A 10,147-nucleotide genomic window follows, 5' to 3' on the forward strand; every position below is an offset into this window, starting at 1 on the left:
CCCGGCCGGCGGCCGGCGAGGATCAGAGCAGAACGACATCGAATTGCTCCTGCAGGTACTGCTCGTCCGCCTGGAAGCGGATGCTCTTGCCGAGGAACTCCTCCAGCTCGGCCACCGCCGAGGATTCCTCGTCGGTGATGCGCGCGACCACCTTGGTCGAGGCGATCACCAGCAGGCGCGCGGCATCGAACTGGCGCACCGCGCGGGTGATCTCGCGGAAGATCTCGTAGGTCACCGTCTCAGTGGTCTTGATGCTGCCCCGGCCACTGCACTGCGGGCAGGTTTCCGACAGCTGGCGTTCCAGGCTTTCCACCGTGCGCTTGCGGGTCATCTCCACCAGCCCCAGCGGCGAGAAGTCGTACACCGTGGTCTTGGCATGGTCGCGGGCCAGCGCCTTCTCCAGCGTGCGCAGCACCTGGCGGCGATGCTCGGCATCATCCATGTCGATGAAATCGATGATGATGATGCCGCCCAGGTTGCGCAGCCGCAGCTGCCGCGCCACCGCCTGCGCGGCCTCCAGGTTGGTGCGGAACACCGTCTCTTCCAGGTTGCGCTGGCCGAGGAACGAACCGGTATTGACGTCGATGGTGGTCATCGCCTCGGTCTGGTCGATCACCAGGTAACCGCCGGATTTCAGCGGCACCTGCTTGTCCAGCGCGCGGCCGATCTCATCCTCCACCCCGAACATGTCGAAGATCGGGCGGTCACCGGAATACAGCTCCAGCTTTTCGGCCAGCACCGGCATGTACTTGGCAACGAAAGCCTGCAGCTGGCCGAAGGTCTCCTTCGAATCGACCTTCACCTTGTCCACGTCCTTGCGGATCAGGTCGCGCACCGAACGCAGCGGCAGGCTCAGGTCTTCATAGATGATGCTGCAGGATGCGGCTTCACGACCGCGGCGCTCGACCACGTTCCACACCCGCGACAGGTAGGCGATGTCCTCGGCGATGGCCTCGGCCGGCTGGCCCTCCGCATTGGTGCGCACGATGTAGCCGTAGCCGCCATGCTGGGCCGACAGCTCGGTCACCAACGCCTTCAGGCGCGCGCGCTCGGTCTCGTCTTCGATGCGGGCCGATACGCCCACTACCTTGGACTGCGGCAGCAGCACCATGTAGCGCGAGGGAATGCTGATCTGCGTGGTCAGGCGCGCGCCCTTGGTGCCGATCGGATCCTTCACCACCTGCACCACGATGTCCTGGCCGTCGCGCAGCAGTTCGACGATCGGCACGCTGGCCGGCGGCGGCAGCGTGGTGTTCTCGGTATCGGCGCTGGCCACCGGGGCCGGGCGCACCACGTCATTGGCGTGCAGGAACGCGGCGCGCTCCAGCCCGACCTCGACGAAGGCAGCCTGCATGCCGGGCATGACCCGCTGCACCTTGCCCTTGTAGATGTTGCCGACCACACCCCGGCGCCAGCCGCGCTCGATGTGCAGTTCCTGCAGCATGCCGTTTTCGATCACCGCGACCCGGGTCTCGCGCGGGGTCACATTGACCAGGATTTCCTCAGACATCTGCAGCCTCCCTGGCGGCATCGGCAATGGGGGCCGGCACGCCGCAGCGCGCCAGCAAACGATCGGTGTGCAGCAACGGCAGCCCCATCACGCCGGAGTAGCTGCCGGACAGGTGCTCGATCCAGCGTTCGGCGCCGCCCTGGATGGCGTAGGCACCGGCCTTGTCCAACGGTTCGCCGGTAGCCACGTAGGCGGCGATGTCGGTGGCGTCGATCGGCGCGAAGGTCACCTCGGAGATGACCAGCTCACTGTCCAGCCCTTGCGCGCCGACCACCACCACGGCGGTCATCACCTGGTGGGTGCGCCCCGCCAGGCGCGCCAGCATCGCCCGCGCATCGGCGGCATCGACCGGCTTGCCGAACACTTCACCGTCCAGCACCACTTCGGTGTCCGAACCGAGCACCCGCGCCTGCGGGTCATCGGCCAGCACCCGGGCCAGCCCGGCGCGCGCCTTGTCGGCGGCGACCCGGCAGACATACTGTTCGGCACTTTCAGCCGCGGCGCGCTGCTCGACGACCTCCAGGTCAAGGGCCTGGAAGGGGCGTCCGAGTCGGGCCAGCAACTGGTTGCGTCGGGGGGAGCGGGAAGCAAGATAGAGCATCGGCACAGCATAACCTGAGGCCGCCACCTGAATCGTCGGCAACCCGTTCCGGAACGCGTTCAACCCCGAACAGGCTCACAGCGCGTTCATCGCTACGACACCACCCTCACTGGCACAACAAGGAGTTCTCCATGCGCCTGACCGCCACCCCGCTGCTGCTCGCCCTGTCCCTCGCCCTTGGAACCTCGATGACCGCCCATGCTGCCCCGCCGTCGCCGTCGATCGCTGCCCCGGCTGAAGGCACCCTGCTGAACATCTCGGCCAACGCCGAAGCCACCCGCGTACCGGACGTGGCCACCCTGTCGGCCGGCGTGGTCACCCAGGCCGCCGATGGCAACAGCGCCATGCGCCAGAACGCCCAGCAGATGGACAAGGTGCTGGCCGCGATCAAGGCCGCCGGCATTGCCGAGCGCGACGTGCAGACCAGCGGTGTCAGCCTCAACCCGCAGTACCGCTATGCCGACAACGAAGCACCCAAGATCACCGGCTACCAGGCCAGCAACACGGTCAGCCTGAAGGTGCGTGACATCGCCAAGCTCGGCAAGGTGCTGGACGCACTGGCGGCGCAGGGCGCCAACCAGATCAACGGCCCCAGCTTCGAGATCGACCAGCCCGAGCCGGTGTACGACGAAGCCCGCCTGGCGGCGCTGAAGAAGGCGCAGGCGCGTGCGCAGACCTATGCGAAGTCGCTGGGCCTGCAGGTGCGCCGCATCGTCAGCATCTCCGAGAACGCCGGTGGCGGTTACCGCCCGATGCCGATGATGCGTGCCATGGCCGCCGGGGCGGCGATGGACAAGGCCACCCCGGTCGCGCCGGGTGAATCGACCGTCTCGGTCAACCTGGACGTGGTGTTCGAACTGGGCCGCTGATCGCCGCCGCCCGTGCCGAACCAGGCGGGTCCCGAACGGGGCCCGCCTTTTTTCATGCCTGCTGCCGGGACTGGCTGAAGGCCAGCACAACGATCATGCCCCTGCCTCTAGGCAGTGGCCGCCATGCCGCGCTACTGATGCACTGCCAGCCGCGTGCGGCAACCCCGCCACGGGCCCTGGTGCGTTGAGGACTTCGTCACTGGCATGGAGGTGGACCATGGTTCGTACGTATCCCGTTGCATCCCCGCACTTCGACCCCGCCCGCGTTGCCGCCTGGAGCGCGGCCATCGCCCTGCATCTTCTGGCCTTCCTGTTGCTGCTGATCCCGGCAACCTACCAGGCCATCACCACCCTGCCCCGCGACAACACCACGGTGCGGCTGATCCCCAAGGAAATTCCCAGGCCGCCGGAGCCGCCCAAGCTGCGCACGGAACCCCAGCACGTGGACGTTGTTCCGAAGCAGCAGACCATGCCGAAGGAAGCAACGCCACTGCCGGCGCCGACCGCCACACTGGAGGAAGCGCAGGGCATCGTCACGCCCGCTGCCGAACCCGCGTCCCTGCCCTCGGTCCCGGCCATCGACAGTTCGACGCCAATGGCCGGCGCCCAGCTGCAGTACCGCAGCGCACCGCCACCGGCCTATCCGCTACCGGCGCTGCGCAACCACGAGCAGGGCACGGTACTGCTGCGGGTGGAGGTCGACAGCAGTGGTCAACCGGTCGTGGTCAGCATCGAGCGCAGCAGTGGCTCACGCAGCCTGGACCAGGCCGCCCGCCAGCAGGTGCTCAAGCGCTGGCGCTTTGAACCGGCACAGCGTGACGGAGTAGCGGTACCGGCCATCGGCCTGGTACCGGTGCAGTTCTCGCTGCCGGACTGAAGCTTTCAGGGCCGGCCCGGCTACCTTCCGGGCCGGCCTTCACATGCGAAAGGACAGACTCGGCAAAGCCCGCAGTCAGGCGTTACGAATTAAGCAAAATTTCACTACTTCGTCACCTGCCGGAAACCTAGATTGATCCGTCCCGGACAGTACCGGAGACAGCCCTCAACGCTACGGTTTTCCAGTTAGGAGAGAAGCTGTGAAACACCTGATCCAACGGCCCGCCAGCCGCCGCCGCTGCACCCTGGCATCGTCCATCACCCACGTCCTTGCCGGCGGCACCCTGCTGCTGGTGGGCACCATGGCTTCCACCTCCGCCTTCGCGCAGGAAAAGGCCACCAACCTCGACCGCATCACGGTCACCGGTTCGAACATCCCGCGTACCAACACCGAAACACCGTCCCCGGTGCAGGTGGTGACCCGCCAGGAAATCGACCGCACCGGCAAGACCTCGCTGGCCGAGTACCTGCAGACCATCACCGCCGATGGCGCCGGCTCGATTCCCAAGACCTTCGGCAACGGTTTTGCCGGCGGTGGCGCGGGCATCTCGCTGCGCGGCCTGGGCGCCGGCTCGACACTGGTACTGTTGAATGGTCGTCGCATGGCGACCTATGGCCTGGCCGATGACGGCCAGAAGGTCTTCACCGACCTGAGCACCATCCCGCTCGACGCCGTTGAGCGCGTGGAAGTGCTGAAGGACGGCGCCTCGGCGATCTATGGCTCCGATGCCATCGCCGGCGTGGTCAACATCATCCTGCGCAGCGACTTCCAGGGCGTCATCCTGCGTGGCTCCTACGGCCTGTCCGGTGACAGCGATGGCGACGCCAGGAAGGCGACCCTGACCGCCGGTACCGGCGACCTGGCCACCGATGGCTGGAATGCGTTCTTCAGCCTGGACGTGGGCAAGACCGACGCGATCAAGCTGAGCGACCGCAAGAACCGCAAGTGGATCGGTACCGGCGACACCCGCCCGTGGGGCTATGACAAGACCGCACAGTTCCTCGGCGGTGCCTATACCCGTGGCGGCACCTCCGGTGGCGCAGGCCCCAACGGTTCCTACCTCGATCCGACCGGCCACCTGGTGCCGCTGCCCGGCTGCACCGGCCTGACCACCATCGGTGGCCAGACCCCGGCCAGCATCGCCGCCGACGGCTGCCTGTGGGATCCGGCACAGCAGTACCGCGACCTGATTCCGGAAGAGAAGTACGTCAACGTGTTCGGCCGTGCCAGCTTCGCCTTCGGTGAGGGCGGCGAGATCTACACCGAGATCGGCTACTCGAAGAAGGAAACCATCTTCAGCAACACCCCGTCCGGCGTGTCGGGCGGCTGGGGCTATCCGGGCGGCCCGGTCAATGCCAACTCCGGCCCTGGCGCCACCGTGCTGGGCCCGAACCACCCGGACAACCCGACCCCGGGTACGCCGGTCCGCGTGCGCTACTCGGCCTGGGACGTCGGCCCGCGCGTGACCGACAACACCAACGAGTTCAACCGCTTCCTGGTCGGCATCAAGGGCAACTGGGGCGACTGGAGCTACGACACCGCCTACCTGCACTCAGGCACCGACCTGACCAACGAGCGCACCGGCTTCCTGCGCTACAGCGCCGTGCAGTGCGCACTGGGCAATGCGAACTGCGCCGGTGGCGTGTGGCGCATCGGTGATGATGCCGGCAAGAACTCGCAGGCACTGTACGACTACATCTCGCCGAAGATCAGCGCGCGTGCCAAGTCGAGCCTGGACATGTTCGACTTCACCGTGTCGCGCAGCCTGATGGACCTCAAGGGTGGCCCGCTGGGCCTGGCGATCGGCACCGAGTGGCGCAAGACCAGCAACAGCCTGACCCCGCAGACCTACACCGACCAGGGCGACATCATCGGCCTGGGCTATTCGGCCTATGACGGCACCCAGAACGTCTACGCCGGCTACGTCGAACTGTCGGCACCGGTACTGGAGCAGCTGGAACTGTCCGGCGCGCTGCGTTACGACAAGTACGAAAGCGGTGAAGGCAAGGCCACGCCGAAGCTGGGCGTGAAGTGGACCCCGGCCGACTGGATCGCCCTGCGCGCCAGCTACGCCGAAGGCTTCCGCGCGCCGAACCCGGCCGAGAACGGCGATGGTGGCCTGGCCGCCTTCTCCACTGCGGTCGATCCGGTGCGTTGCCAGATCAGCGGCGGCGCGGCCAGCGAATGCGGCGCCAACTCGGTGGCCATCATCACCAAGCCGAACAAGCTGCTGAAGCCCGAAGAGTCCAAGAGCTACTCGGTCGGCATCGTGCTGCAGCCGACCTCGACCACCTCGATGACGGTTGACGCCTGGCAGATCAAGCGCACCAACGAGATCGTGCAGGGCAGCACCGCAGCGGCGATTCTTGCCGGCAACGTGCTGCGCGACAGCAACAATCTCAATGGCGTGGCCAACAGCGGCACCATCCTGGCGGTCAACACCGGCTATGTGAATGCCAGCTCGTCGCGTGTGCGCGGTATCGACACCGATATCCGCCAGACCTTCGAGATCGGCCCGGGCCAGCTGGAGCTGGACCTGCAGTGGAGCCACATCCTGAAGTTCGAGCGCACCGAAGGCGGCGACACGGTTGACTACGTGGGCACCCACGGCAACTGCGACGTCACCAACTGCATCGGTACCCCGAAGGACAAGGTCAACTTCGGCACCACCTGGAAGCAGGGCCCGTGGAGCGTCAGCGGCATCGTCAACTACATCAGCAAGATGGACAACATCGACAGCCGTGGTGGCAGCTACCTGGCCTTCTACGCTGATGGCACGCCGGTGACGAAGATCTCCTCGTTCACCACGATGGACCTGTCCGGTCGCTGGAGCATCAACGACTCGTTCGAACTCAATGCCTCGGTGGCCAATGTGTTCGATCGCATCGCCCCGCTCGATCCGACCACCTACGGCGCGGTGAACTACAACCCGATGCACTTCTCCGGTGCGCTGGGCCGTTACTACACCGTCGGCTTCAAGTACACGTTCAAGTAACAGCAGCACGCCGTTGCATGCAGCACGTTCGAAGGCCCGGGCATCTGCCCGGGCCTTCGTCTTGCTGGCCCTTGCAGGCGTGTTCACGGCCACGCGGCTACCGTGTCCACGCGGCATCACTGCCGCAGGGGATCTCCATGGCCGCAACATCGCAACGACTGGGCCTGCCCGCGTTGACCGCACTGGTGGTCGGCTCGATGGTCGGCGCCGGCATCTTCTCATTGCCACAGAACGTCGCGCGCAGCGCCGGGCCGGCCGCCGCACTGATCGGCTGGGCGGTGAGTGGCGCCGGCATGCTGATGCTGGCCTTCGTGTTCCAGGCGCTGGCCAACCGCCGGCCGGACCTGGATACCGGCATCTACGCGTATGCGCGCGAGGGCTTCGGCAACTACATCGGTTTCTCTGCGGCGTGGGGCTACTGGGTCGCCTCCGTGCTTGGCAACGCCAGCTTCTTCGTGCTCATCTTCAGCGGCCTCGGCCACTTCATGCCGGTCTTCGGTGAAGGCAACACGCCGGCCGCGGTCGCCGCGTCGTCCGTGCTGCTGTGGACCGTGCATCTGCTGGTGCTGCGTGGCCTGCGCACCGCAGCCATCGTCAACGGCCTGGTGACGGTGGCCAAACTGCTGCCGATCGCGCTGTTCCTGGTGCTCGCGGCAGGCGCGTTCCGCCTGGATGTGTTCCGCGCGGATTTCCTCGGTACACCTGCACTCGGCGACCTCGGCCAGCAGCTGCGCGGCATGATGCTGGTCACCGTGTGGGTGTTCATCGGCATCGAAGGCGCCAGCATCTACTCGCGGCGTGCCGCCCGTCGCGCCGACGTCGGCCGCGCCACGGTGATCGGCTTCCTCGGTGTCTGGCTGCTGCTGGTACTGGTCAGCCTGCTGTCGATGGGTGTGCTGTCGCAGGCTGAACTGGCCGGGCTGCCCAATCCCTCGATGGCCTACGTGCTGCGTGCCATCGTAGGCGAGTGGGGGGCCACGGTGATCATCATCGGTTCGATCATTTCCGTACTCGGTGCGCTGCTGGCCTGGGTGCTGCTGTGTGCCGAAGTGCTGTATGCCGCAGCGGGCGACGGCACCATGCCGGCGTTCCTGGGCCGCGAGAACGCACGCGGCGTGCCCGCCAACGCGCTCTGGTTGAGCAACGGCCTGATCCAGCTGTTCCTGCTGCTGGTGCTGGTCAATGCAGGCAGCTACACCGGACTGGTACTGCTGGCCGCGTCGATGAGCCTGGTGCCCTACTTCCTGTCCACCGCATTCGGCGTGCAGCTGGCCTGGCGCGGGCACGCCTACGCAGGCGAGCCGGGCGTGCGCTGGCGCGACTTCGGTGTCGCACTGCTGGCCAGTGCCTATGCGCTGTGGCTGGTGTACGCCGGCGGCCTCGACAACCTGCTGCTGTCGGTGCTGTTGTACGTACCCGGCGTGGTGTTGTTCGCGCTGACCCGGCGCCAGCGCGGCGAGCGGGTGTTCACGCGTTGGGAGTGGGTGCTGTTCGGTGCGATTCTGCTGGTGGCGATCACCACGCTGGTCGCGTTCTCGAAGGGCCAGCTGACGCTGTAGAGCCGAGCATGGGCTCGGCTCTACAATGGGCGTTCCGGCAGCATGCCGATGTCCTGCATCCAGCGCTCGGCCAGGCGAGGCCATGCCGCGACCGGTGCGTCCTGCCTGCGCAGGCCGAACGCATGGCCGCCGCGTGCGAACAGGTGCATTTCCACCGGCACGCCCGCATCGATCAAGGCACGGTAGTAGGCCAGTGATTCGCGCACGTCATCGGTACGGTCATCGGTGGCCTGTGCGATGAACGTTGGCGGCACCTTGTCATCCACGACGATGTCCTTGACCAGCGACAGTCCCTTGCCGTGCCCTGCCCACAGGTGCCCGGAATACATGACCATCGCGAAATCGGGTCGGCTCGGCTGAGCGTCCGCTGCATCGATCGGCGTGTAGCTGCGCCCCGCATGCGTGCTCAGGCCAGCCACCACATGGCCACCCGCGGAAAAGCCGATCACGCCGACGCGTTTCGGGTCGATCTTCCAGCGCGCGGCGTGCGCACGCAGCATTCCCATCGCGCGCTGTGCATCCTGCAGCGCCATCGGCACCGATGGGTTGTCGCGGCAGTTGCAGTCGCGGTCCCAGTTCGGTCCCGACGCCGGCACGCGATACTTGAGCAACGCACAGGTGATGCCCTGCGTGGTCAGCCATTGGCAGATCTCGCTGCCTTCCAGATCCATCGCAAGCACGCGGTAACCGCCGCCCGGCACCACCAACACTGCAGTGCCATTGCCCGGCTCCTTCGGCGGAAATACGGTGAGGGTCGGCACCGCCACGTTCTGCAGCATCATCCAGCGTTCGCCACTTGCTTCGGAGATCGCCTCGCTGAGCTGCTCGGGTCCCTTCAGTTTCGGCGGCACCGCCGCCTTGCCATCCGGCCACAACGGCAGTTCCGTGGCGCCCTGTGGCGGGTGCCAGGTGGGAGGCTCAGCTTTCGCTGAAGCGAACGGCAACGCCACAAGCAGCAGCGAGCCCAGCAACAGGAGTGCGCGCACGATCAACATCCTTGATCAATGACGCTGCATTGTAGAGTCGAGCTTGCTCGACTGTCGTGGCCGATCAACAGAGCAGTCGAGCGAGCTCGACTCTACCCGGCACAAAAAAAAACCTGCATCTCGCGATGCAGGTTTTTCAAGGTGGCGCCCGAAGTTGGACTCGAACCAACGACCCCCTGATTAACAGTCAAGTGCTCTAACCGGCTGAGCTATTCGGGCAGACGACTAGTATAACCACTCTTCACGCGCGATGGTAGGGGTGATTGGCAATCATCGCAGCAGCACGGTACAGCTGCTCGGCCACCACCAGCCGCACCAGCATGTGCGGCAGCGTCAGTGGCCCGATCGACCACTTCTCATCGGCCAATGCCGAGACTTCAGGCGAATGTCCTTCCGGGCCACCGATCAGGAAGGCCAGGTCCCTGCCCTGCCCACGCCAATGTTCCAGGCGCTGCGCCAGCTGCTCGGAACTGAGCTGGCGACCCGGCACGTCGAGCGCGACCACGTATGCATTCTTCGGCAATGCAGCGATCACCCGCTTGCCTTCGTCTTCGGTGGCGCGGCGCGGATCGCGGCCCTTGCCACGCAGACCGGGCTCGATTTCCACCAGCTCGAACGGCAGCCAGTGCGACAGCCGCTTCTGGTACTCGGCGAACCCCTGCGCGACCCAGCTGGGTGCGCGTTCACCGGTGGCTATCAGGCGCGCTTTCATCTATGGCATCTCCAAAACGTCGACGGCGCCATCGGCGC

The 10,147-nt window shown here is 66.2% G+C and carries 8 protein-coding genes and 1 tRNA gene; 4 read left to right on the forward strand and 5 right to left on the reverse strand.

Going from position 1 to position 10,147, the window contains the following annotated elements; genetic code table 11:
• Positions 1-22 precede the first annotated feature (22 nt).
• Positions 23-1,510 (reverse strand): ribonuclease G, encoded by a 1,488-nt coding sequence (gene rng, locus O0J73_RS19360; protein WP_008264487.1) that lies wholly within the window; start codon positions 1,508-1,510, stop codon positions 23-25.
• Positions 1,503-2,111: a Maf family nucleotide pyrophosphatase gene (locus O0J73_RS19365; RefSeq protein ID WP_006460404.1), complete on the reverse strand. Its 609-nt coding sequence runs from the start codon at positions 2,109-2,111 to the stop codon at positions 1,503-1,505. The genes rng and O0J73_RS19365 overlap by 8 nt, the downstream gene beginning before the upstream one ends.
• Positions 2,112-2,242: 131 nt before the next feature.
• Between O0J73_RS19365 and O0J73_RS19370 the strand changes: the two genes are divergently transcribed.
• From O0J73_RS19370 to O0J73_RS19385, 4 genes are all read left to right on the forward strand, one after another.
• Positions 2,243-2,980 carry an SIMPL domain-containing protein gene (locus O0J73_RS19370; protein WP_006460407.1) on the forward strand — a complete coding sequence of 246 codons (738 nt, stop codon included), beginning with the start codon at positions 2,243-2,245 and terminating at the stop codon, positions 2,978-2,980.
• 217 nt (positions 2,981-3,197) lie between these two features.
• A complete protein-coding gene (locus tag O0J73_RS19375) occupies positions 3,198-3,857 on the forward strand; it encodes an energy transducer TonB (RefSeq protein ID WP_308309406.1) in 660 nt (219 codons plus the stop codon).
• Between the two features lie 199 nt (positions 3,858-4,056).
• Complete coding sequence (locus tag O0J73_RS19380) at positions 4,057-6,852, forward strand: TonB-dependent receptor (protein ID WP_049458001.1); 2,796 nt, start codon at positions 4,057-4,059, stop codon at positions 6,850-6,852.
• A gap of 137 nt (positions 6,853-6,989) precedes the next feature.
• Positions 6,990-8,411: a basic amino acid/polyamine antiporter gene (locus O0J73_RS19385; protein WP_197564566.1), complete on the forward strand. Its 1,422-nt coding sequence runs from the start codon at positions 6,990-6,992 to the stop codon at positions 8,409-8,411.
• Between the two features lie 20 nt (positions 8,412-8,431).
• Here O0J73_RS19385 and O0J73_RS19390 read toward each other — a convergent pair whose 3' ends face one another.
• The 3 genes from O0J73_RS19390 to rlmH form a co-directional block, all read right to left on the reverse strand.
• Complete coding sequence (locus tag O0J73_RS19390) at positions 8,432-9,406, reverse strand: alpha/beta hydrolase (protein WP_197564567.1); 975 nt, start codon at positions 9,404-9,406, stop codon at positions 8,432-8,434.
• 133 nt (positions 9,407-9,539) lie between these two features.
• Positions 9,540-9,616 (reverse strand) — tRNA-Asn (locus O0J73_RS19395).
• Positions 9,617-9,638: 22 nt separating this feature from the next.
• The gene (rlmH, locus tag O0J73_RS19400) at positions 9,639-10,109 is read right to left on the reverse strand and encodes a 23S rRNA (pseudouridine(1915)-N(3))-methyltransferase RlmH (protein WP_005418108.1); all 471 of its coding nucleotides are present in this window, start codon (positions 10,107-10,109) and stop codon (positions 9,639-9,641) included.
• Positions 10,110-10,147 lie beyond the last annotated feature (38 nt).

Source organism: Stenotrophomonas sp. Sm6012 (genome assembly GCF_030985895.1).
GTDB lineage: Bacteria > Pseudomonadota > Gammaproteobacteria > Xanthomonadales > Xanthomonadaceae > Stenotrophomonas > Stenotrophomonas forensis.

Coding starts and splice junctions, on each gene's coding strand:
- rng (WP_008264487.1), bottom strand. CDS start 1,510: ATGTCTGAGGAAATCCTGGTCAATGTGACCCCGCGCGAGACCCGGGTC.
- O0J73_RS19365 (WP_006460404.1), bottom strand. CDS start 2,111: ATGCTCTATCTTGCTTCCCGCTCCCCCCGACGCAACCAGTTGCTGGCC.
- O0J73_RS19370 (WP_006460407.1), top strand. CDS start 2,243: ATGCGCCTGACCGCCACCCCGCTGCTGCTCGCCCTGTCCCTCGCCCTT.
- O0J73_RS19375 (WP_308309406.1), top strand. CDS start 3,198: ATGGTTCGTACGTATCCCGTTGCATCCCCGCACTTCGACCCCGCCCGC.
- O0J73_RS19385 (WP_197564566.1), top strand. CDS start 6,990: ATGGCCGCAACATCGCAACGACTGGGCCTGCCCGCGTTGACCGCACTG.
- O0J73_RS19390 (WP_197564567.1), bottom strand. CDS start 9,406: ATGTTGATCGTGCGCGCACTCCTGTTGCTGGGCTCGCTGCTGCTTGTG.
- rlmH (WP_005418108.1), bottom strand. CDS start 10,109: ATGAAAGCGCGCCTGATAGCCACCGGTGAACGCGCACCCAGCTGGGTC.